We start from the raw sequence: 22,248 nt of genomic DNA, 5'->3' as shown, positions 1-22,248 counted from the left end.
ACCATTAATTACCTTTGAACGTCACCATCGTTAAAAATGTTTTTAATATAATCACTGCATCTGCTTTAAGCCAGCGAGAAAAACTTGTTAGGCTTAAAGCATATGAGTGATCCCAATAAAGTTTATTTTGCACATCTTCTAAGCACGTGTCAGCCCCTTGCGACACTTGCGCTAATCCTGTGATACCAGGTCTCACCCCATTTGTTCGTTCCAAGTAATAAGGGATCTTTTCTTCTAGTTTTCCACAGAAAACAGGACGTTCAGGCCGAGGACCAACAATCGCCATATCGCCGAGTAATACGTTAATTAATTGTGGCAGTTCGTCTATTCTTGTCTTACGCAAGAATCGCCCTACTGACGTTACCCTTGCATCTTGTTTCTGCGCCCACACAGGACCAGACTTAGTTTCTGACTCAACGCCCATCGTTCTAAACTTAATTAACATGAATACTTCAACATATTCATTTTTAATTTCACCCACACGTAATTGACGATAAAACACAGGGCCCTTAGAATTTAATTTAATGGCCAAAGCAGCCAAAGGCACAAGCGGTAAAAAAACAATCAGTGCTGTAATAGAAATAAGGATATCGCTGAAACGTTTTGGGATCACAACACTTTTTTTCTGGTAATCTGATGTTGCTTGCTGCTCTGAGCTGATCTTAATCCAGCTGCCACGATCTAAACCAAAAAGGTAGCGCAGACCGCCATAAAAGCTCGCCATATAACCCGTCGCAATATAATACAATGAAGCCCAAGGTTGTTTTACAGGTGTCGCATCAAATAATAGAGCGAGTGCCGAACCAGCGTACAAACCGCATTGTCCCAACCACAAAAACCAAGCGGCATTTGCAACAAAAATAGACTGACTATTGGTTAAAAAGAAAGTCAGCACAAATAGCACTAATAGATTAAATGGCATTAATGTACGTAAGAATTTCCCACTAAAGAAATTAAAACTGGTTAAACCACTTTTCAATGAAAATAGGCCCCGCAACCTAAAGGCCTGCTGAACATTACCCGCACCAATGCGTGTTCTACGCGTAAAATCATTCGTCGTATTTGTTGCTTCCATTTCGATAATAGAAATCCGTTCATCCATCACTGCTCGATAACCACGACTGACTAATAACATTGGAAAAACAAAATCATCATTAATGGTATCGACTGGTATCTGTTCGAACAGAGATGCTTTAATCGCATACAACGCACCTGGTGGTCCGATAATTGAGCCAGTCATACTTTCAGCTTTACGAATGTTACGTTGGTAGTCCCAATAGTGTGCTTCCCCTTTAGAACCATGTTCATAAAGTTGATAATCACCAGTCACAACGCCAACCCCCTCCTCGGCCATTCTATGCGCGAAAATGTGCATCGCATCAATCGAGATGAGCGCACTGACATCACTTAAAACTAAAATATCTGATGTCGATTGATGCTGGGTCAACAATTTATTTGTCACATGTACTTTACCGTGATTTTTGTCAACAACATCTAATTCAATTGTTATACCGTGTGTTTCGTATTGTGGTAAATAGGCCGTAGCGATAGCAACTGAATCATCCGTACAACCATCAAAACCAAGCACAATGTTAAGCTTATCAGCTGGATAATCCAGCATAAGTAAGTTACTTAATTTAGCGCCTAAATGCTTAGATTCGTTATAAATAGGCATGACAATGGTTATATTCGGGAGCGCAGAGTCGACATCTTTAGATGCGTAGTGTCGAGATTCGAAAGTATCGACTTTGTCATCTGGTTGCTTATGTTTTACATAATATTGCAGCAGCTTAGGGTAAATCCAATGGTGATAAATAAACAAGTTAATCGATACCAGAGTACCAAATAGAAGCCAATCCATAGCTACTCCTTAATTAATTGATTATAAGCCTTAATCATCATTCTGATATCAAAATGCTTAGTAATAAAGTCACGTGGGTAATATTCACTCGTACGTTTCATTTGCGCTTTGATCGCGATATGAAATTCATTAACCGTATTTAACCTGATCAAGTGCCCTGTGTGTTGACATACACCTTCGTGCACAGCGCCAACATCACTGCAGAGAACGGGGACGTTACACGATTGAGACTCTAAAATAGATAAAGGCAGCCCCTCATTAGAGGAGGTTAAAACAAATAAGTCTAACTGATGATAAAATCCAACCATATCATCCGTATAACCAATAAATTTAACTTTAGTTGATAGGTCTAGTTCTAGCACTAATTTATTCAAACTTTTCTTTTCAGGACCATCACCAGCGATATACAGCTCAACATCAGGAATATTCGCTATCGCTTTTATCAACACATCTAATGATTTCTCTTTCACTAATCTAGCAGCACAACCGATCCTAAATATCCTGATATTATGTTTATAACGCGAGTGACTTAAACTCGGCGAAAATTTTTCGGTATCAATACCATTCAAGATGGTTACAGGCTTAACACCCCGACCAAGTATTTGCGATAATTGCGCCCCAACAGTATCTGCGTCAGCGACTAAAGTTATATGATTCAATCTCAACATTAATTTTGTCATCTGTAATTGCTTATTATCACGTAAATGCCACGCGTCATGTTCTGTATGAATATGCTGCATATGCTGTAATCTTAGTGTTGCCATCACACCATAAAGTAGCGGGCCAATGTGATGGGTATGGATAACGTCAGCACCCAAAGTCGTTAACACTTTTTTTAATCGCTTTATTGTCGATAGCTTGAACACAGGATCTTTGTCCAAAAATATTAACCGATCTTGATAACCTTTAAGTGTCGGCCATTGCTTCAAACAAGCTAATTTTTCACCTTCCAGCGCAACAATATACACTTGAATTTCAGGCTCTTGTAATCGCATAATATCCAAAACCAATTTTTCAATCCCACCCGGTTTTAAATGCTGAATTATTTCAACCATGATTTTCATTATCGTAGTCCTCTTCATAATCAATCGAAGGTAATCGCGCAATAATATTGATGCTATCAAAATCACTGACTTTTCTAATATGCCACAATGTATCGTCTAATAACTCCGCCGCAATGGTCAAACCAACACCACAACCAATTCCCCCTATCAGACCAAATATGAGATATACGACCAAGGTTAAATTTGTCGGATAACCGGGTGTGAACGCTCTATCGATCACTTTTATTTTTTCAGATTCTTCATGCCGTCCTAACTCGCCAGTTACCTTAGCCATTTCATACCGATTAAGTAAGTCATGGTAGAGTTTAGTATTTACAGACAAATCCCGCTCTAACGCACTAAGTTCTTTTGCTACGTCGGCCTCCATGGCAACATTATTAGTCAAACGCTTAGATTGCTTGTGCAACATCGCAATTTCATTCTCCAACTGAATAACGCGTGATTGTGCCATTTGCAGGTTTTCTAGTTGTGACAGCAATAGTGATGGTGTTTTATTCTCTCCATCACTGCCGTCAACAACAGAGGCAAGATTCCATAATTGATTTAACTGCTCGTCAGTAAATTCAACATTTTTACTGAGTAATTTCTGTTGTTCATTTTTTAAATTATTTAACTGTAATTCAACAGATTGTACTTTTGAATGATTGCGCGTGTAACTTGCTTTCAACAATGACAGTCTTGCTTCTGCCGATACGATTTGTTCTTCTACGATACCAATCACCGGATTGGTTTGTGCTAATTTAAGTTTCAAACTGTTTAACTGTCCGTAAGCCCCCGAAAGCTCGATATCTTTGTCTCGTATATCCCTATAAATAGAGAACAAGGTTTGATTGTTTTGAATAAATAACTCCGGTAATACCCCAAGGTGCTCGCGACGGAAGGCGGCCATTTTCCCTTCTGCGATCACGAGTTTTTCACGTCTTAGATCGAGTTGTGCAAGTAAGAATTTTTCTGATGAAATAATAGATGCGCGACTTGGCGCCATTAAACTTTCAATAAATAATTCGCTAACAGAGTTTAAAATCGACTCCATTTGGCTGGGAACGTCCCATTGCAATGTAATGATCACTAAATCTGTACCTGACAAGGTTAACGTGATCGAATCTGATAGTTGGCTAACAATCAAATCCCTTGACCGATAATCACTGTTTTTTGCTATGAGACTATTCTGTTCTGCGACCGTAAATAAAATATGTCGACTATGAACTAACACACGTAACGCGACCATACGGTCTTCAAGATTAAAAGATACCGATAAATCTTCTAAAAATGGATTAAGTAATGCACTTTCCTGAACCAAGATAGAGGTGTGAGACGCATACTTCTTAGGGGTCAGAATACTCATTGATGACGAAATTAAGATTGCCAATACGATAGAAATACCGCTGTAATAACGTCGACGCCACATTATTTCGATAAACCGATAGATATTCCCCCAAATAATAGTACCCATATTTACAACCTAGCACTTTTAAGTAAACCTACAGGTTCCTGCGTTGACACTCCTGTTGTTTGAATGACGTTTTCCTCAATTAATACCGAGTCGGACGCTAACATTGGGTCATAACTAATTCGTACAACTTTATTATGCTTAACTAATGCTTTAATGACAGATTGCACTCTTTGATGACCAATCGCTAAAGCAGCGTAATCATTCTCTGCTTTTGCTTTCCCGTAACTGATAATGGCACCGTTCTGCCAATCGTAAAGATACAGTAACCGTTTATTCTGACTCTCGGTTAACATCACTTGTTTGTATTCAAAAACAAAATTTAATTTCCTTGCCGTGACTGTCGATTCATTATCCGTTGAGCTATTATCCGAGTTGTTTGACAATGCGCTGAGCTGCCCTGCCATTTGAATAGATATATCCTCTGGCGCACTCGCGCACCCGTACAACAATACCAGTGGAGCGAACATCAATTTAACGAGCGTGCGTTGATAATGAATAAATCCGTTCATTTGACCTTCCTTTATTCTTTTACAGCGAAGATGGGATACACCGACGACGATGATGCTAAATTTGAACATCCATCTTTGCGGACAATAGCTTAATGACAAGCTCACAACGAGCTTGCCAAGTAGCCCCTTCAACCCTTTCCCGAGATCTACTTTTCAGTTTAGCTAATGTCTTACTCGACAATGTAAGCGCCTGATTTAGCTGCGCTAACATTTCGTCTTTATCATCAGCGACATAAATACAATCCGTAAACGGTAATACAGCGGGATATCGAGTACTTATAATAGGACGCCCAATTGCGAGGTATTCTCTTAATTTTAGTGGATTACACGCACGTATTTGTTCATTATCAACAAAAGGAATAAGTGAGACTTGCCAGTTAGCAGCATATTGAATAAGTTGTTCGTGTGGCATATCGGGCAAATGAATCAGATTGTTCAGGTTAAAAATATCACAGCCCACAATGTCAATTTTACCAATAAATACAAAGGTTACATCAGGTCTAGACTCGGCAAGGAATGTGATTAATTCGAAATCCAACCAAGCAGTTATACTGCCATAATAACCAACGACTAAGTCTGATTTTGGATAGTTATCAGGGCGTTCATGGCGACTAGAAAAGTGTGCTAAGTCAACGCCATGAGGTAGAACATAAGTCTTATCTTGTGGAAATTGTCGCGCAATGTTATCGCTCGCAGCAAAGATAATATCCGCTTGTTCAACAAGAGCGTCCTCTTCAGCACTCACTTGTTTATGATCCACACCGCTTAGCGCACTAAAATCATCACCAGCATAATAGACCAGCAGATCTTCTTCTAATGAACCAGCAACACAGCGAGCCGTCGGTAAGGAAAGCCACAATATTCTTGGAACCTTATCCTCAATTTCATTTTTAGCAAGTAAAGCCCTTGTTTGATAAGTCAGTAACAAACGGTTAATCACATAAGCAATTTGACTGCCAGGCCAAGGAATAGCAACAGGTGCGAGAATACCGAGAGGCTGAACATCATTCATTAACATCGGTTCACCTTGGTTAAAGTCATTCTTTTGGGCATTTTTCAACTGCTTAAACTTCTCAATAATACGCTTACTATCGTTTAATTTAGGCCGTCTCAAGCCAATAGAATTGACCCAATACAACTGATGATGCACAGCTATGCATTTCATCAAATGTTGTGTACTACTTGGGTGACGTCCCCAGTCCTCGCCGAATACAAGCCATTGCCAACTTTTCGTCGTACTATTTTTAATACTACTCTTTTTAATAGCACTCTTTTCTATATTGTCTTTTTTCATAATGCTTTAATGACCTTAGCTGGAACGCCACCAGCAAGTACGCCCGCCGGTAAATCGTGGGTGACAATACTACCAGCTGCGACAATAGTGCCTTCGCCGATAGTCACTCCCGCCATAACACTCACGCCCGTAGCCAGCCACACATCTCGTTTCAGTATAATGTCACCGGCTTGTGATTCATGGTCAGCAGCGCCCTCAGCACGCTCTTTTGCGTCAATAGGATGCCCAGGATAACCAGCAAGAAATACGCGCCCAGATAGCCTGACATTATCCTCAATGATAATATTGCCACCGGCTGCAATGTTATTTTGCCAACTAATATCCACATTATGGCCAATGACTAACCGAGATGCTTTGCCATTCATACTTCGACCACTTAATGTTGATATCCCTGATACTCGACAATTATCGCCCATTTCAATGGTGATATGCCCTAATACTAACGGCATACCTGAATATAAATACAAGTTTATTGGTTTCGTTATTAACCTACTTTTAAATAGTGGCGTCCAATACAGTACTCTTAAAATGTTTCTACAGAGATGGGTAACAAAGAGATGGATTCGGAGTAAAGAAGGGTGAATGATAGGGATGCAGGGGATAGAAAAGTGCATTATCCCTCTGATGTAGCGATGGCAAGTTTTCGCTATTTTACTGTCATCATGCTTCAACCACAACTTTAATGAATTGAGCATATCCATAATTACGTCCTTTGCCATTACTGAATCATTTAGCAAGAATAGACTATATAAAAACAATGGGTTAAATAAGGTTAAAAAATAAGAAAGATTAAATTTAGCTGCATCACAGCCGACATTATTTAAATCTACTAAGCTCATTATTAATGCACAGGGTTTGTCATTTTAAAATAAGCTGAGGCGAAGATGAAACCAATCGTGAGCGTCATTATTCCAAGTAAAAATTGCCTTTCGACACTACCTCGTGCAATTGAGAGTGTCTGGCAACAAGATATAAGTAAAAATAAAAGCAAAATTGAAATCGTGATTATCGATGATGGTTCAACAGATAATAGCTGGGAATGGATATGCAAACTCTGTCAAAAACACAGTAATATAATTGCGTTAAAATTAGCATCTGAAGGAGCGTCTACCGCTCGAAATCATGCAGCCCGACTTGCTAGCGGCACATATATGGCATTTTTAGATGCCGATACGTTTTGGTATGAACACAAGTTACAACAGCAAATAAAATTTATGGAAGCCAATCCACAAGTCGGTATCAGCTTCACCAATTGTGAGCTAATGAATGAACAAAGGGAAGTCACTCATGATCGCTTTACCTGTAGTGATTATTTCCAACATCAAGCCCTTCAACATGACCAAGATGCGTTTGTGATCCCCGAAGGGGCTGCCGCTATTTTCTCAGAGAATATAATAGGTACGTCGACTGTACTTGTTAGGCGGGATTTATATTTAGCTTTAGATGGCTTTGACCATAATATCAATTTAGTCTCTGATTGGGATCTTTGGCTAAAGTTTGCATTACACACTGCGATAGGTTGTATTAAGAAACCATTAACAGCTAGCGTCTGCAAACAAAGGGAGATAAGTAATCAAGAGCAGCAATTAAAAGCAATGGAACAAGTTATCAAGCGTTATGAAAACAAAATAAAAGTAATTGATCCCTACGCCGTTCATTCTGCGCATGCACACTTATTAGCATCCTATGCTAAATATTATCGTCAAAAGTCCTGTCCTACTCAAGCCTTAGCTTGTGACTTTAAGGCACTATGCGAACAACCAACACCACAGCGTTTTCGTAACATATTAACCGATTTAAAACTCAGTATGCATATCACTAAAGACCATAACACCGTGAGCCACACTTAAATAGTAAGTTATTGATAATGAGTACTTAAGCTGAATTAAAGTAATAGCTAAATTAGCTATTACTTTAGCTTGCTTATAAATAAGCGCTATTACAACACTGTCATTAAACAGGATTATCAATATCAATAAAGGTAACGTCTAAGCCTTTCTCTTCAGCTAACCATTCCCCTAAAGCTTTCACCCCGTAACGCTCTGTCGCATGGTGTCCAGCAGCAAAGAAACTCATGCCCGCTTCACGTGCTAAATGAATTGTCTGTTCAGACGCTTCACCACTAATGAATGCATCAATACCCTGCTCTATCGCGAGTTCGATATAGCTTTGACCACCACCCGTACACCAAGCCACAGATTTAATCGGCTTACCTGCATCCACCACCAGAGGCGCACGGTTGAGTTGAGTTTCAATACGTTGCGTTAGTTCTGCAGTCGAAATTTCATCTTCAAACTTGCCCACTAAAGCAACACTGGCTTTATCCCAAGGTTCTAGACCGCGGCGCACCGTAATGCCCAGTAATTTAGCTAATTCCACGTTATTACCCAGTTCAGGATGAATATCTAACGGCAAATGATAAGCATATAAATTAATATCATTTTTAATCAACGTTTTAATGCGGTTATATTTAATGCCCGTAATCGCTGGTGATTCATTTTTCCAGAAATAACCATGGTGAACTAAAATTGCATCAGCCTGTTGCGCGACAGCAGCATCGATTAATGCTTGAGAAGCTGTGACACCCGTGATCACTTTCGTTACAGTGTCTTTACCCTGAACCTGCATGCCGTTCACCGTGAAATCACGTACGCGATGTGGTTGCATAAATTCAGTTAAGATGTTTTCAAGTTTTTTATTATTGAGTGAGGCCATGCCCGCTCCTCGTATTGTTGGATAATAGATTAAGGTTACATGTATACGTTAAGTTTAAAGCTTAAGCAATCAACAACGACTATAGGTAAATTTTAAGCGAAAAAAAACCACTACAACAACTAGATATAAAAATCAAAGTCATTGAGTGGTTTACACACGAACTATATAAATTTATGATCTAAATAGTAGTTAGCTCAGCGTAATTGGTTCAAAATCAACAATTGGATTAACTTCCGCATCATAATCAACGCCTTCAATACCAAAACCAAATAATGCTAAGAATTCATCTTTGTAATATTGATAATCTGTTGTTTCGAATAGATTATCATCAGTTACTTCATCCCACAACTTCACACAAGTTGCTTGAATGTCATCACGTAATTCCCAATCATCCATACGCAAACGGTTTTGCTCATCAAGTTTCGCTTCACTAACACCTTGAGGATATAAAGAACCGCGGAATAAACGTGAAATTTGCTCTAGGCAACCTTCATGTAAACCATGCTCTTTCATAACACGGAATGCCATTGCAATATACAGCGGCATAACAGGGATCGCAGCACTTGCTTGCGTAACAACACTTTTCAGTACAGCAACATTCGCACTGCCACCCGTTGCTTTAAGGTCAGCATCAATAGCGTGAGCGGCACGATCAAGATCTTGCTTCGCTTTACCTAATGCGCCATCCCAATAAATTGGCCACGTGATTTCAGTGCCGATATAGCTATAAGCAACCGTTTTACAACCGTCCGCTAATACACCAGCTTCTGATAATGCTGACATCCAAAGTTCCCAATCTTCACCACCCATAACGGTAATAGTATCTTGGATTTCTTCTTCTGTAGCAGGTTCAACACTTGCTTCAAATAACGTGTTTTTATTGGTATCTACGGCTTTCGCTGTATATGTTTCACCAATTGGTTTTAGGCAAGAACGAACCACTTCACCTGTGCTTGGTAATTTACGCACTGGCGATGCCAATGAGTAAACAACCATATCAATTTGGCCTAAATCTTCTTTAATTAGGTTAATTGCCGTTTGTTTTGCTAGATCAGAAAAAGCATCGCCGTTAATGCTCTTTGCATATAGACCTTCTTCTGCAGCATACTTTTCAAATGCAGCGCTGTTGTACCAGCCCGCAGTACCCGGTTTTCTCTCTGTTGCCGGTTTTTCGAAAAATACACCAATCGTTGCAGCGCCACCACCGAATGCAGCAGTAATACGAGACGAAAGCCCGTAACCACTTGATGAGCCAACTACTAGAACACGTTTCGGTGCATTTTCTATTACGCCTTGTTCTTTATTGTACTGTATCTGTTCTTTAACATTTAAATCACAACCAGTAGGATGAGTAGTGGTACAGATGAAGCCACGAGTTTTTGGTTTAATAATCATATTATCTTCGCAATGTTGAGACACAGCAGACAGGATAAAAGTTTATGGCAAATTAAGCACCTATTTTTTGCCATATTTCATCTGGTTGGAGTTCTAATCACAAAAACAAGTTGGTATTTGAACAAACAAAACAAGGGGCTGTATCTACTAATTAAGAGGGCTATGCATGTTTATGCTTTTACACTATTATGCAGTTTGTTATATAGAGAAGAGTCCTATGCAAAAAATTAATCAAGCTGAAACCTACCTATTCGATTTAGATGATACCCTTTACTGCCCTTCTTTAGGCATATTAAAGCAAGTTGAATCACGCATGCACCATTTTATTGCTAACGCCCTTTCTCTTCCATTACCAGAGGCAACAGTCTTATCTAACCTGTATTACAAGCAGTATGGCGGCACCGTTAAAGGTTTAGTAAAGCACCATGATATTAGCCGTGATGATTTTATCCATTATTGCCATGATGTTGATATGACGGCGCTAACAATCCAGCCAAACATGATCAATCAGATAAACCAATTGTCCGGCCGTAAAATAATTTATACCAATTCGCCAAAACATTACGCCACCAAAGTGTTGACTAAATTAGCGTTAATCGATAGTTTTGATGCTATTTTTTCATTAGAAGATGCTAATTATGAGTTAAAACCACACAATGCGAGCTATCAGCAGCTTTGTGATACTCACGCCATTAATAACCATAAAACTGTCTTCTTTGATGATCAATTACGTAACCTAAAACCAGCAAAAGCCCTTGGTATGACTACGGTTTGGCTGTCAGGTTCTGAGCAAGTTGTGACAGATCTGAACTATACTGCAGATTATGAGGCAAATAATTTAGCCCAGTTTTTCAACTTGTTACAAACAAGCTAAAGATTTATTGCCACTTTTAATCGCAAAACACGTAGTAAGTGGCTATAATCCGCCCTCAGTAACGACTGGCGTTCTCATTTTTGTATTTATCCCAGTCGTGAAAATAGCCTTCGCAATTAACTTTGCGCACTAAAATTAATACCCAAGAGTACTTTATGCAAACTGCCAAAGATCTTTTTTCATATCCAAAATTTCAGAATCGGGTGACAAAACCCGCACCATTTTTGCCGATGACACGCGCAGAGATGGACCAACTTGGTTGGGATAGCTGTGACGTTATTGTCGTTACAGGTGACGCGTATGTCGATCACCCAAGTTTTGGTATGGCTATTATCGGCAGAACCTTAGAAGCACAAGGTTTCCGCGTTGGTATCATATCTCAACCAGATTGGGAAAGTGTAGAACCATTCAAGGAATTAGGTCGTCCGAATCTATTCTTTGGTGTTACGTCAGGTAACATGGATTCGATGATTAACCGCTATACATCTGACCTTAAATTACGGCACGATGATGCTTATACGCCTGGTGATATTGGCGGTAAACGTCCCGACCGCGCGGTTTTAGTCTATACCCAGCGTTGTAAGCAAGCATTTAAAGATGTGCCAGTTGTGATTGGTGGTATTGAAGCGAGTCTGCGTCGTATTGCTCATTACGATTACTGGTCTGATAAAGTACGTGGTTCTGTATTACCTGATTCAAAAGCGGATATGCTTATTTACGGTAATGCTGAACGCCCACTTATTCAAGTGGCACATCGTTTGGCCAGTGGCGAATCGATCAAAGACATTAAAGATGTACGTGGTACTGGCGTCATGTTGAAAGAACCACTACCGACATGGAAAGGGCTTGATTCTCGCACCTTAGATACCCCGGGTAAAATCGAGCCAATTATCAGTCCTTATACTGAAATTGACGAAACTTGTGCAAAACAAGAAAATGTAGAAGTCATTGATAACTCGGATGCTGACGTTGCGAAACCAATCGTGATGCAAGCACCGAAACAAATGCCGTGGCATGAAACTTATATTCGCCTTCCAGACATGGAAACAGTAAAAAAAGATAAAATGTTATACGCGCATACATCTCGCGTATTCCATCAAGAAACAAACCCAATTTCATCTCGCGCATTGATTCAAAAGCATGGTGCACGTGAAGTATGGTTAAACCCACCAGCAACACCACTAGCAGAAGGTGAAATGGATGGCGTATTCGATCTAGAATATGCACGCGTTCCTCACCCAAGCTATGGCGATCAGAAGATCCCGGCGTACGATATGATCAAAACATCGATCAATATTATGCGCGGCTGTTTTGGCGGTTGTTCTTTCTGTTCAATTACAGAACACGAAGGCCGCGTGATTCAAAGTCGCTCACAAGATTCTATTGTGAAAGAAATGGAAGCAATCCGCGATAAAGTACCCGGTTTCACCGGTGTGATCTCCGATCTGGGTGGTCCAACGGCTAACATGTACAAGTTAGGCTGTATGAGTGCTAAAGCAGAAGCGACGTGTCGCCGTCTGTCTTGTATCTTCCCGTCAATTTGTGCACATATGGATACTGACCATACACCAACAATTGATTTATACCGTCGTGCACGCAAAGTACCAGGCATTAAGAAGATCTTGATCGCATCGGGTGTACGTTATGACTTAGCAATTGAAGATCCACGTTATGTAAAAGAGTTAGTAGAGCATCACGTAGGTGGTTATTTGAAGATTGCTCCAGAGCACACGGAAAAATCACCACTTGATATCATGATGAAGCCAGGTATGGGCACTTATGATAAATTTAAAGAAATGTTCGATCGTTTCTCTGCTGAAGCGGGTAAAAAACAATACCTGATCCCTTACTTCATCTCTGCTCACCCAGGGACGAATGATGAGGACATGCTGACGTTAGCATTATGGCTCAAGCAATATAAATTCAAGCTTGATCAAGTTCAAAACTTCTACCCATCACCACTTGCTAATGCGACAGCCGTATATCATACAGAGCTGAACTCATTACATAAAGTACGTGAAACAGATGGTAAAGTAGTTGTGCCAAAAGGTGCGCGTCAACGCCGCCTGCATAAAGCGCTATTACGCTATCATGATCCAGCTAACTGGCCAATCATTCGTGAATACCTGCTTAAAACGGGTAATCGCAACTTGATTGGTCGTAGTCCACGCCACCTTGTACCGCCAGAAAGCTTAGCGGAAAAACAAGAAAAACTAAGTAATGCAAAACCGCATCTTGGTAAAGGTAGTGCTAATAGTAAAAATAGACCAAACAGCAGTAATAAAGGGGCTAAACAGCAGCGTGCTGAACCGGGTACTAAGCAATTTACTAAAGCGTTAACGAAACATACTGGTCTTGCACCACAAGAAGGGGTTGGTATTAACGAGAGCGGTAAGAAACCTAACCGTAAAAAGCCAGCAGTTGGTGGTAACGGCGGCGCGAATAGTAACAACGCTAACGGCAGTGTTAAAAATGGTGGGTTTAAAAAACCATCAGGTAATCGCTCAGGCGGCGCTAACCAATCTGCCAACAAAGGCGGTCAAGGTCAGCAAGCTAAACGTAGTAACAAACGTTAAATGTTAATCCGCTAACTAAATGACTATAAAATAAAACAGGGTGACATGTGTAAGCATTTCACCCTTTTTTATACCTTGCTACTAAGCCGATGCTAGATCGTCAATTACACTTAAAAGACCGCATACGCGTCATTAACAGCTATAATTAAAACTCCTAGTTACACGCTATTTCATACATTGGTTATTGTGACCAATACGGGAGATGGATTATGCTCATGCGAAAAATCACCCACTATTTAGATCAAGCTTATATAAGCTATCAAAGTGACCATCACCCACCCGGTTATACTGCGCAGCACGCTGCAGAATTGAGTAAAACCAGTGGGATGTGCTTTGCTAAAACCGTCATTATCACGGCTGACACGCGATTAGTTATGATTGTAATGCCCGCACCCTATACCATTGATTTCGATAATATTGCGTTTTCAATTGGGGCTCGTTACGTCAATTTGGCCTATGAACATCAATTTCGTCATACCTTTCCAGACTGTGAAACAGGTGCTATGCCTCCCTTTGGTCATCTCTTCAATATGCCCGTTTTTATCTCCGATGCTTTATTAACACAACAAGAAGTGAGTTTTAATGCCGGTGATCACTGCGAAACTATTCGCATGAAAACCTCTGACTTAGTGGATCTAATTCAACCGACTATCATCAGTTGTGGGTTCAACAAATCAGGAAGTGGCTATCATCACGAGCACGCAAGGCAAGGTAGATTAAGACATTAAGAAAAAGAACTGCATCCGAGGGGTTAATAATACGAGGTCAATTTACCATAAACTTTCACGATAGAGAGTGAAAACTCATCGCTAAGCCATTCAAACAAAGTGAATGGCTTAAGGCGTTCTTATTTTGCTTTTGGTCTAAACGGCTGGATTACTAACTCATCACACTCAAGGAAAGGACCATCCATTAGATCGATACAGTAAGGTATCGCTGGGAATACCGCGTCTAGACATTCACGAATTGATTTCGGTTTACCCGGTAAGTTGACGATTAGCGAATCACCACGGAGACCAGCTGTTTGACGTGAAAGAATCGCTGTAGGTACAAATTTTAATGACTCTGTACGCATTAACTCACCAAAACCAGGCATCATACGATCACATACAGCTTCAGTTGCCTCTGGCGTTACGTCACGCTTAGCCGGACCAGTGCCGCCTGTTGTTACGATCAAACTACAATTTTGTTCATCTGCCATTTTAATCAAGGTTGCTTCAATCACATCTTGCTCATCTGGAATAACTTCATAAACAGGTTCCCACTCAGAAGTCAGGTACTCGTTTAATACAGCGATAATAGCCTTACCAGAAAGATCTTCATAAATGCCAGCACTGGCTCTATCACTTACTGTCACAATACCGATTTTAGCTTTAGTCATTGTTTATTCCATATAGCTTATTTGATTAATGAGCTAATTTTAGCGGAAGCAGCCGGGAGTGTAAAATCAAGAGGTTGATCTACCTCAAACTATTTATTGAGAGTTTATTAAATGCTGACTTAGATCATTAATAGTCGTATTAACCATCGTAAAACCATCTCTTTATGAGTACATTCGACCAGTAACGAAACATTAGTTTAAACGTTAAAACAATGTTAATGGTTTATTGGTATATAATAAAGAGGTTTCAATGTTAGAGTTATTCATTGGTTTGATTGTGACGGTTGCAGTCGGCTACTTCATCGTCAAAGAGTATAAAGCAGCGGGGGTATTACTCACCGCTGGTATTACACTGCTAATCATCACCGGATTGCTTGGTAAACAAATTCTACCATCAAGTATAACAAGTACAGGGAATATCCTGACAGACTCATTGGAGTTTGTTAAATACATGCTGCAGTATCGTGGTGGCGGTCTGGGTATGCAAATTATGCTGTTATGTGGCTTTGCTGCTTACATGACTAAAATTGACGCCAACAACGTCGTTGTTAAACAGTTCTCTAAGCCTCTGTCATATATCAAATCGCCTTACACCCTACTTGTCGCGGCTTACATCGTAGCTTGCTTAATGTCACTTGCTGTAAGCTCTGCAACGGGTCTTGGTGTGTTATTAATGGCGACCTTATTCCCAATGATGACTGCCATGGGTATCTCTCGCCCTGCAGCTGTCGCCGTTTGTGCATCCCCAGCTGCGATCATCTTGTCTCCAACATCAGGTGATGTAGTGGTGGCAGCAGAAAAATCAGGATTACCTTTGCATGTATTTGCTGTCGAAACAGTATTGCCTGTATCAATCTGTGCAATCATAGTAATGGCAATCGCAGCATTTTTCTGGAACCGTCATTTAGACAAAAAAGAAAACACACCGATGGTAAAAACGGATATCTCAGAAATCGTGGTAACGGCACCTGGATATTATGCATTCTTACCCTTCCTCCCAATTATCGGTGTATTTCTATTTAACGGTTCGACAATTGAGGGCTTATCACTGGATATCTACACTATCGTGGTGTTCTCCATCTTTATTAGTGCAGTTGTCGACTTTGTAACAAAACGCTTGGATGGACGCGCAACCTTAGAAGATTTAGAGTCTTGCTACGAAGGCATGGGTGATGCATTTAAAGGGGTTGTTATGCTGTTAGTTGCTGCAGGTGTATTTGCACAAGGCTTAATGTCGCTTGGCGCGATTGATAACTTAATCGGCTTGGCCGAAGCCGCTGGCGCTGGCGGCTTTGCGTTAATGCTAATTCTAACTGGCTTAACCGTTGCAGCAGCAATTGCAACAGGTTCGGGTAATGCGCCATTCTACGCATTTGTTGAATTAGCCCCTGCCCTTGCTGGTAAAATGGGTTTAAACCCCGCGTTCTTAATCATCCCTATGCTACAAGCATCCAATCTTGGTCGCACAATTTCGCCTGTCGCAGGTGTGATTGTAGCTACCAGTGGTATGGGTAAAATCAGTCCATTTGAAGTGGTTAAACGTACTTCAGTACCCGTTATAGCTGGTTTAATCACCGTCATTGCAGGCACGATGGTACTTGTACCTATGTATGCTTAATTTCAACCTGAGTTTAACAATTAGGGTTAAGCAAACGTAAATAGTAATAACGTCATTATTTAAAAGGCTAGGATTTAATCTCTAGCCTTTTTCTTTAAGACCAAAAATCAACGCCGATTTTAAAGTAAGTAAATATACCTATCAAATTTGTTATACTCACCGATTAAGTAAATTGAAGCATATAAGGGATAAACAATAAGTGAATTATCAAGCAGCTATTTTTGATATGGATGGTCTACTTCTCGACACTGAGCGTGTATGTAAAGGTGTATTCGAAGAAGCCTGTGCCTCATTATCGATTCCTTTTTTAGAAGATGTTTACTTAGACATTATCGGCCGTAATGCCCAAGGTATCGAGCAAGTGCTTCGCGCTGGCTACGGCAACGACCTTGACTACCCTGTTTTACATCATGCATGGAAAACCCGTTATGACGCCGTCGTAAAACATCAAGCTATTCCAGTAAAAGAAGGCGTTATTGAATTATTAGCTTGGCTAAAAGACAACAACGTGCCGACAGCTGTAGCCACATCAACACAAAACGATGTCGCCAAAATCAAGTTAAAATTCGCGGGATTAGATCATTATTTTGATAATCTAACCACTGGCTGCGAAGTAACAAATGGCAAGCCTGACCCGGAAATTTATTTACTGGCTGCAGAGCGTTTAAATATTAGGCCTGAGGAATGTTTGGCATTTGAGGATTCCAATAATGGCGTGCTTGCAGCAGTGCGCGCTAATATGCAAACATTTCAAATTCCCGACTTAGTCCAGCCAAGTGCAGAAATATTAACATTAGGGCATACGGTCACAAGTTCTTTATCAAACGTATTAGCCACACTAAAAATACAGCACTCAACGACAGCATAATTGATTTAATTATTCACCTCTAATGACACTTCTCGTTAATATAAACTAACATTATGAAGAGTATAAGTTATTAAAGGTGAGTGTTATGTCCGTATTTAACGAAGCCGTCCGCCGTAGAGGTCAAGCCGAAGAAGATATGTTTTTTGCAAAGTTAGATCTCGAACTTATCGCTGAACTACACAAAAAACATGACCACGAACAGCTATCATCTAACAGAAGTTCCATGAATCAGGATCCCAATGATATTATTTATCCTGATATAAAATAACGATACAGTAACAAAGAGTGCTATATCAGCAATCATCACATTCCCTAAGGTGCCTTTACGATATTTCATGAGTAAAAATGCAGACCAACGCATTAAGTGCGCCACTATCAACAAGTGTTGCACTTCCTCCAACAAAAATAACCATTCCTGTAATAATATATCGATATAACTTATTTAAACCTTCATTCCAAATAGCCTCTGGACATGGTTTTTCATGTTTAACCTGTTCTTGTGTCTTAACGACTGTGGCTAAACATTGTTTACGTTCTAAATATCGATGTAAATTGAAGCGAGCAATTGCAGCAAACGAAAAACTCGATAGCATAATTACACCCATCATCCATTCTAAATCACCCATTACTTTTCCTTAAGCATGAATTACACTATAAAATACAATAAAACAATACCACTGAGTTATAACATTAATGAATTAAAATAGTATTAATTGAGCATTGATAATTCACTAATTGTATTTTAATAGTAAAAAAAATGGCCAGAATAAATCATCATTCCGGCCATTTTTATTTATTCGATACTTAGGACTAATAAGTCACCAAAATTTGGAGTTTACCACTGCTATTATAATTCGGTATCATCCAACATTACATTCCTGGTATTAAGCCTGTGCGATTAGTTTTTCAGCCACTAAAGCTGAAGATGCAGGGTTTTGCCCCGTGATGATTAAGCCATCTTGTACTGCGAACGGGCTCCAATCTGCTACTTTTTGATAGTCACCGCCGCGATTAACAAGTTCATCTTCAAGTAAGAATGGGACGATATCAGTTAATTGAACTGCATCTTCTTCTGTATTTGAAAACCCTGTTACAGCTTTACCTTTAACGACATACTCACCATCAGCTGTTTTCACATTAAGTAACGCCGCAGTTGCATGGCAAACCGCAGATACAGGTTTGTTATTGGCAATAAATGCAGAAAGTAAATCAATTGATGTTGTGTTATCCGTTAAATCCCATAGCGGGCCATGACCACCAGGATAAAATACAGCATCAAAATCTTGTTCTTTTACTTCATCAAGTTTAACTGTCGTTGCAAGCGCTTGCTGTGCAGCTTTATCGGCATCAAAACGGCGCGTTGCCTCTGTTTGCATACTTTCATCGGCACTTGCAGGATCAATTGGTGGTTGGCCACCAGCAGGTGACGCGAGCGTAATATTCATCCCTGCATCAAGAAATACGTAATAAGGCGCTGCTAATTCTTCAACCCAAAAACCTGTTTTCTTGCCTGTATTACCTAAATTTGCATGTGATGTTAATACCACTAAAATATTCTTAATCATGATAATTCCTTTGCTTTAAGCGGGCATAAATCTAATGACTAGATAGCCGTGTTATGAATAGCTGTTTAATTAATAACAAGTGCCATTCGTTGTAACAACGAACACAAGCAGTCTATACCTCAGTGATAAACCTAACAATGCAGAGTAAATTGACTACACTGTTCATATTTTTGATACAATTGATTCATTACTGCATCTATATGGTTTCAATCAATGAATGTTTCTTTTGAACAATTAAAAAGTATGGTTGTTTACGCTCAGATTGTCGAACAAGGTACGCTCTCTGCTGCTGCAAAACATTTAAACCTCTCGCGCGCTGTTGTCAGTTATCACCTTAAAAAGCTAGAAACACAGCTAGGACTAAAATTACTTAACCGTACCACTCGCAGTTTTACCCTTACAGAAGCAGGTCAACAGTACTACCAACACTGTCAAGAAATCGCACTGCAAGCTGAAGCTGCAAATCAACAAATAGAAAATTTAAAACATGAACCTGAAGGTTTATTGAAGGTGACTTGTCCGGTCAATGTTGGATTACAGATCATTGTTCCAGCATTAAACATGTTCAAGATCCAATTTCCGAAAATTGAATTGGACATCATACTGACCGATGATATCGTTAACATCATGCAAGAAGGGATTGATCTCGCGATCAGGGGCGCCCCATTGATTGACTCCGGCTTGCAGGCCAGAAAACTAATCTCAATGAAAACCTGTTTATGTGCATCACCCAATTATTTGAATAAATATGGTCGACCAACAACCCCGACTGAACTGGTCGAACATAATTGGGTATTATATAAATTAAGCTCGAGTACAGTAACACTGACTAAAGGCACTCGCGCATACAGCGTTAAACCGAAAGGAAGTATTACGACCAACAATGCGGCTGCACGTACAGCCTTTGTTGAAGGTGGTCATGGTATTGCGCGAATTCCATTTTACGACGCAGCACCTAAAATAGCTTCGCATAAGCTCGAACAACTGTTGTCTGATTATGAGTTAGCAAATATTGAACTATACGGCGTTTTTCCACCAGGAAGCGCGGGTTCGAAAAAACATCGTGTGTTACTCAGTTTCCTAAAGGAACATTTCAAACACTTAGCGACAATGATGTGACCAAGATCGAACTATTACTTTTTAGGCATTATTAATCAAGTTTAAACCTCTCCAAATAAATGTTTGAGGCTAAACTTAAAATTAGTTTAAACAAGTGGAGATAAACCAATGCAAGCAATCGCATTTATTAATGAGAAATCAGAAATATTAACAAACAACTTAAATCAATTTCTCATGCATAAAACCAGTTATAAAGAATTAAGTAACTTGGTATGGGATGTTTTACAAGATTGGCAATCTCTGGATGTAGTCGACGAGAAAGTCTCAAACGAAAAAGAACAAATCTTTTGGTTTTTGATTTTTGAATTACATTATTGGGGAGAAGATAAGTTAGGTAGTGATATTGCATTACGTAAGAATTTATATAATTGCGCATTATATTTAGAGCGCGAACAGGACTTACCAACAAATTGTGTTGGTTTACGACCAAATAGATTGGTTTCGGAAGAAAGTTTCACCAGCATGGAGCAAGACATAGTTACATCACGTTAGGCATTACAGTGTCATGAGTAATGTAAGTAAATAGTGTAGGTTACGAATAAACATGGATCATAAGTACATCCTCATTTCAACGTTATAAAAAACCCCTTAGAAATACACATTGCTAAGGGGTTCCATCAATTCTAATCGCGATTAAGCTCCGCTTGTCTCGCTATCGCAGTTTACTGTTCAACTTCATCAGCCGATTGAATACGCGCTAAACGATCAAGTTCTTCTTCTCTCGCAGCGTTAATCTCGTCTAAAATACCATCGACATCAGCAGACTCTGTATCTTCAACAAACTCGCCGGTTAACTCAGCATCAGCATTCAGTTCGCCAAGTTCATATAACGCCCACATTTCTTTGGCATATTTTAGCTCAAGTAATTGTGGTGCGAATTGGCCATAATAAAGTCTCATGTTTTCAACATCACGCTCAAGCATCCACTTGGCGTTATTATTTGCTGATGCATCAACTGCTTGTGGCAAATCAATAATAACAGGACCGTGTTCGTCAACTAATACGTTGAATTCAGATAAATCACCATGAATAAGGCCTGCACAGAGCATTAATTTAACAAAGTGAATCACTTTATCATGATCTATAACGGCTTGTTCTGGTGTTAATACAACATCAGCTAAACGCGGTGCCGCAAAACCGTCTGCATCAGTTACCAGTTCCATGAGTAAAACACCGTCGAAACAACCATATGGTTCAGGTACTCGAACACCAGCATTGTCTAAACGATATAGTGCTTCAACTTCAGCATTTTGCCAGACCTTCTCTTGCTCATTACGTCCAAAGCTAGAGCCTTTTTCCATTGCTCGTGCGCGTCGGCTATTACGAACCTTACGACCTTCACGATATTGAACAGCCTGTTTAAAGCTTCTCTTTTCAACTTCTTTATAAACTTTAGCGCAACGGATCTCTTGCCCACACCGCACAACATATACAGTTGCTTCTTTACCACTCATAAGCTGACGAACGACTTCGTCAACAAGTCCATCATCAACAAGAGGTTGTATTCTTTGTGGCACTTTCACTAGTTATTATCTCCTAGTTAACCGTTACATGAACCTTGGATAATAACATTAGTGAATTTGTTTTAAAACATCATCGTGTAATTTATAAACAGTCATCACAGACATCAGTATTTTTACTGATCCACTCGCTCATATTTGCCTTCATACACTTGACCTGGTACGGCATCATTTACCTTATACGCCTGTGGCTGATTACCTTTATCTTGTACATTTTTCAGTAAAAATGGCCTCGCGATTATGCCTGTAATTAACAAGACAGTAGTAAGTATCAAGCCTAAGCCTGTCACGAATACAAAGCTAATGAACCCAATTAAAAGCGTTATGATCTTGTATGCTGTATTTATCATGTGTAATCTTCTCTTCTCTCAATTAGCTTTCTCGTTATGCTTAATCTTCATAATATAACGCGAAATATGAATCGCACATGAACAAG

22 protein-coding genes are annotated in these 22,248 nt (G+C 39.8%); 9 read left to right on the top strand and 13 right to left on the bottom strand.

The window, feature by feature from the left end; genetic code table 11:
- Nucleotides 1–4 precede the first annotated feature (4 nt).
- The 6 genes from FR932_RS06165 to FR932_RS06140 are packed head-to-tail and all read right to left on the bottom strand — an operon-like array spanning nucleotide 5 to nucleotide 6,648.
- On the bottom strand, nucleotides 5–1,861 hold the full coding sequence (locus FR932_RS06165) for a sugar transferase (RefSeq protein WP_019439717.1): 1,857 nt from the start codon (nucleotides 1,859–1,861) through the stop codon (nucleotides 5–7).
- 2 nt (nucleotides 1,862–1,863) lie between these two features.
- Entirely contained in the window at nucleotides 1,864–2,925 is a 1,062-nt protein-coding gene (locus FR932_RS06160) for a glycosyltransferase (RefSeq protein ID WP_019439718.1), read from the bottom strand.
- On the bottom strand, nucleotides 2,909–4,378 hold the full coding sequence (locus FR932_RS06155; RefSeq protein WP_019439719.1) for a GumC family protein: 1,470 nt from the start codon (nucleotides 4,376–4,378) through the stop codon (nucleotides 2,909–2,911). The genes FR932_RS06160 and FR932_RS06155 overlap by 17 nt, the downstream gene beginning before the upstream one ends.
- Nucleotides 4,379–4,380: 2 nt before the next feature.
- The gene (locus FR932_RS06150; RefSeq protein WP_019439720.1) at nucleotides 4,381–4,887 is read right to left on the bottom strand and encodes a hypothetical protein; all 507 of its coding nucleotides are present in this window, start codon (nucleotides 4,885–4,887) and stop codon (nucleotides 4,381–4,383) included.
- Between the two features lie 55 nt (nucleotides 4,888–4,942).
- Nucleotides 4,943–6,181 (bottom strand): glycosyltransferase family protein, encoded by a 1,239-nt coding sequence (locus FR932_RS06145; protein WP_019439721.1) that lies wholly within the window; start codon nucleotides 6,179–6,181, stop codon nucleotides 4,943–4,945.
- Nucleotides 6,178–6,648 carry an acyltransferase gene (locus FR932_RS06140; protein ID WP_276269325.1) on the bottom strand — a complete coding sequence of 157 codons (471 nt, stop codon included), beginning with the start codon at nucleotides 6,646–6,648 and terminating at the stop codon, nucleotides 6,178–6,180. The genes FR932_RS06145 and FR932_RS06140 overlap by 4 nt, the downstream gene beginning before the upstream one ends.
- Before the next feature lie 417 nt (nucleotides 6,649–7,065).
- Here FR932_RS06140 and FR932_RS06135 point away from each other — a divergent pair, with 417 nt between their 5' ends.
- The gene (locus FR932_RS06135) at nucleotides 7,066–8,031 is read left to right on the top strand and encodes a glycosyltransferase family 2 protein (RefSeq protein WP_019439723.1); all 966 of its coding nucleotides are present in this window, start codon (nucleotides 7,066–7,068) and stop codon (nucleotides 8,029–8,031) included.
- Nucleotides 8,032–8,134: 103 nt separating this feature from the next.
- Here the strand turns inward: FR932_RS06135 and FR932_RS06130 are convergent, their stop codons facing one another.
- Together FR932_RS06130 and fabV are read right to left on the bottom strand one after the other, a co-directional pair.
- Nucleotides 8,135–8,896: a Nif3-like dinuclear metal center hexameric protein gene (locus FR932_RS06130; RefSeq protein WP_019439724.1), complete on the bottom strand. Its 762-nt coding sequence runs from the start codon at nucleotides 8,894–8,896 to the stop codon at nucleotides 8,135–8,137.
- A gap of 189 nt (nucleotides 8,897–9,085) precedes the next feature.
- Nucleotides 9,086–10,291 carry an enoyl-ACP reductase FabV gene (gene fabV / locus FR932_RS06125; RefSeq protein WP_019439725.1) on the bottom strand — a complete coding sequence of 402 codons (1,206 nt, stop codon included), beginning with the start codon at nucleotides 10,289–10,291 and terminating at the stop codon, nucleotides 9,086–9,088.
- A 217-nt stretch (nucleotides 10,292–10,508) separates the two neighbouring features.
- Between fabV and FR932_RS06120 the strand changes: the two genes are divergently transcribed.
- The 3 genes from FR932_RS06120 (at nucleotide 10,509) to FR932_RS06110 (ending at nucleotide 14,469) form a co-directional block, all read left to right on the top strand.
- The gene (locus FR932_RS06120; RefSeq protein ID WP_019628783.1) at nucleotides 10,509–11,165 is read left to right on the top strand and encodes a pyrimidine 5'-nucleotidase; all 657 of its coding nucleotides are present in this window, start codon (nucleotides 10,509–10,511) and stop codon (nucleotides 11,163–11,165) included.
- A 155-nt stretch (nucleotides 11,166–11,320) separates the two neighbouring features.
- On the top strand, nucleotides 11,321–13,741 hold the full coding sequence (locus tag FR932_RS06115; RefSeq protein WP_019439727.1) for a YgiQ family radical SAM protein: 2,421 nt from the start codon (nucleotides 11,321–11,323) through the stop codon (nucleotides 13,739–13,741).
- 215 nt (nucleotides 13,742–13,956) lie between these two features.
- A complete protein-coding gene (locus tag FR932_RS06110; protein ID WP_019439728.1) occupies nucleotides 13,957–14,469 on the top strand; it encodes an aminoacyl-tRNA deacylase in 513 nt (170 codons plus the stop codon).
- A gap of 119 nt (nucleotides 14,470–14,588) precedes the next feature.
- Here the strand turns inward: FR932_RS06110 and mog are convergent, their stop codons facing one another.
- Nucleotides 14,589–15,122: a molybdopterin adenylyltransferase gene (mog, locus tag FR932_RS06105; protein ID WP_019439729.1), complete on the bottom strand. Its 534-nt coding sequence runs from the start codon at nucleotides 15,120–15,122 to the stop codon at nucleotides 14,589–14,591.
- A gap of 250 nt (nucleotides 15,123–15,372) precedes the next feature.
- Here mog and dcuC point away from each other — a divergent pair, with 250 nt between their 5' ends.
- The 3 genes from dcuC (at nucleotide 15,373) to FR932_RS06090 (ending at nucleotide 17,876) form a co-directional block, all read left to right on the top strand.
- Nucleotides 15,373–16,740, top strand: coding sequence for an anaerobic C4-dicarboxylate transporter DcuC (gene dcuC / locus FR932_RS06100; protein WP_019439730.1), 1,368 nt, complete (start codon nucleotides 15,373–15,375; stop codon nucleotides 16,738–16,740).
- Between the two features lie 199 nt (nucleotides 16,741–16,939).
- Nucleotides 16,940–17,608, top strand: coding sequence for an HAD family hydrolase (locus FR932_RS06095; protein WP_019439731.1), 669 nt, complete (start codon nucleotides 16,940–16,942; stop codon nucleotides 17,606–17,608).
- 85 nt (nucleotides 17,609–17,693) lie between these two features.
- Nucleotides 17,694–17,876 carry a hypothetical protein gene (locus FR932_RS06090; RefSeq protein WP_019439732.1) on the top strand — a complete coding sequence of 61 codons (183 nt, stop codon included), beginning with the start codon at nucleotides 17,694–17,696 and terminating at the stop codon, nucleotides 17,874–17,876.
- 55 nt (nucleotides 17,877–17,931) lie between these two features.
- Here FR932_RS06090 and FR932_RS06085 read toward each other — a convergent pair whose 3' ends face one another.
- Together FR932_RS06085 and FR932_RS06080 are read right to left on the bottom strand one after the other, a co-directional pair.
- Nucleotides 17,932–18,234: a hypothetical protein gene (locus FR932_RS06085; RefSeq protein WP_019439733.1), complete on the bottom strand. Its 303-nt coding sequence runs from the start codon at nucleotides 18,232–18,234 to the stop codon at nucleotides 17,932–17,934.
- A 258-nt stretch (nucleotides 18,235–18,492) separates the two neighbouring features.
- On the bottom strand, nucleotides 18,493–19,173 hold the full coding sequence (locus FR932_RS06080; protein WP_019439734.1) for a type 1 glutamine amidotransferase domain-containing protein: 681 nt from the start codon (nucleotides 19,171–19,173) through the stop codon (nucleotides 18,493–18,495).
- A 213-nt stretch (nucleotides 19,174–19,386) separates the two neighbouring features.
- Here FR932_RS06080 and FR932_RS06075 point away from each other — a divergent pair, with 213 nt between their 5' ends.
- Nucleotides 19,387–20,292 carry a LysR family transcriptional regulator gene (locus tag FR932_RS06075; RefSeq protein WP_019439735.1) on the top strand — a complete coding sequence of 302 codons (906 nt, stop codon included), beginning with the start codon at nucleotides 19,387–19,389 and terminating at the stop codon, nucleotides 20,290–20,292.
- Nucleotides 20,293–20,400: 108 nt separating this feature from the next.
- Nucleotides 20,401–20,784 (top strand): hypothetical protein, encoded by a 384-nt coding sequence (locus FR932_RS06070; protein WP_019439736.1) that lies wholly within the window; start codon nucleotides 20,401–20,403, stop codon nucleotides 20,782–20,784.
- A 170-nt stretch (nucleotides 20,785–20,954) separates the two neighbouring features.
- On the opposite strand, the gene FR932_RS06065 is transcribed toward FR932_RS06070, so the two are convergent.
- Both FR932_RS06065 and FR932_RS06060 read right to left on the bottom strand, forming a co-directional pair.
- A complete protein-coding gene (locus tag FR932_RS06065; RefSeq protein ID WP_019439737.1) occupies nucleotides 20,955–21,815 on the bottom strand; it encodes a PA4780 family RIO1-like protein kinase in 861 nt (286 codons plus the stop codon).
- A gap of 113 nt (nucleotides 21,816–21,928) precedes the next feature.
- Nucleotides 21,929–22,162 carry a hypothetical protein gene (locus FR932_RS06060; protein WP_019439738.1) on the bottom strand — a complete coding sequence of 78 codons (234 nt, stop codon included), beginning with the start codon at nucleotides 22,160–22,162 and terminating at the stop codon, nucleotides 21,929–21,931.
- Nucleotides 22,163–22,248: the final 86 nt, after the last annotated feature.

This window comes from Moritella marina ATCC 15381, assembly GCF_008931805.1.
Classification (GTDB): domain Bacteria; phylum Pseudomonadota; class Gammaproteobacteria; order Enterobacterales; family Moritellaceae; genus Moritella; species Moritella marina.
The sequence above is the reverse complement of the archived record's forward strand: the minus strand, read 5'-3'. Positions and strand labels throughout refer to the sequence as shown.

Bases quoted from the DNA above. Each gene is read 5' to 3' on its own strand.
- FR932_RS06135 (WP_019439723.1), top strand. From the start codon at position 7,066: ATGAAACCAATCGTGAGCGTCATTATTCCAAGTAAAAATTGCCTTTCG.
- FR932_RS06060 (WP_019439738.1), bottom strand. From the start codon at position 22,162: ATGATAAATACAGCATACAAGATCATAACGCTTTTAATTGGGTTCATT.
- FR932_RS06165 (WP_019439717.1), bottom strand. From the start codon at position 1,861: ATGGATTGGCTTCTATTTGGTACTCTGGTATCGATTAACTTGTTTATT.
- FR932_RS06070 (WP_019439736.1), top strand. From the start codon at position 20,401: ATGCAAGCAATCGCATTTATTAATGAGAAATCAGAAATATTAACAAAC.
- FR932_RS06150 (WP_019439720.1), bottom strand. From the start codon at position 4,887: ATGAACGGATTTATTCATTATCAACGCACGCTCGTTAAATTGATGTTC.
- FR932_RS06085 (WP_019439733.1), bottom strand. From the start codon at position 18,234: ATGGGTGATTTAGAATGGATGATGGGTGTAATTATGCTATCGAGTTTT.
- FR932_RS06120 (WP_019628783.1), top strand. From the start codon at position 10,509: ATGCAAAAAATTAATCAAGCTGAAACCTACCTATTCGATTTAGATGAT.
- FR932_RS06155 (WP_019439719.1), bottom strand. From the start codon at position 4,378: ATGGGTACTATTATTTGGGGGAATATCTATCGGTTTATCGAAATAATG.
- FR932_RS06115 (WP_019439727.1), top strand. From the start codon at position 11,321: ATGCAAACTGCCAAAGATCTTTTTTCATATCCAAAATTTCAGAATCGG.
- FR932_RS06075 (WP_019439735.1), top strand. From the start codon at position 19,387: ATGAATGTTTCTTTTGAACAATTAAAAAGTATGGTTGTTTACGCTCAG.
- FR932_RS06090 (WP_019439732.1), top strand. From the start codon at position 17,694: ATGTCCGTATTTAACGAAGCCGTCCGCCGTAGAGGTCAAGCCGAAGAA.
- FR932_RS06160 (WP_019439718.1), bottom strand. From the start codon at position 2,925: ATGAAAATCATGGTTGAAATAATTCAGCATTTAAAACCGGGTGGGATT.
- FR932_RS06130 (WP_019439724.1), bottom strand. From the start codon at position 8,896: ATGGCCTCACTCAATAATAAAAAACTTGAAAACATCTTAACTGAATTT.
- mog (WP_019439729.1), bottom strand. From the start codon at position 15,122: ATGACTAAAGCTAAAATCGGTATTGTGACAGTAAGTGATAGAGCCAGT.
- dcuC (WP_019439730.1), top strand. From the start codon at position 15,373: ATGTTAGAGTTATTCATTGGTTTGATTGTGACGGTTGCAGTCGGCTAC.
- FR932_RS06110 (WP_019439728.1), top strand. From the start codon at position 13,957: ATGCGAAAAATCACCCACTATTTAGATCAAGCTTATATAAGCTATCAA.
- FR932_RS06145 (WP_019439721.1), bottom strand. From the start codon at position 6,181: ATGAAAAAAGACAATATAGAAAAGAGTGCTATTAAAAAGAGTAGTATT.
- fabV (WP_019439725.1), bottom strand. From the start codon at position 10,291: ATGATTATTAAACCAAAAACTCGTGGCTTCATCTGTACCACTACTCAT.
- FR932_RS06080 (WP_019439734.1), bottom strand. From the start codon at position 19,173: ATGATTAAGAATATTTTAGTGGTATTAACATCACATGCAAATTTAGGT.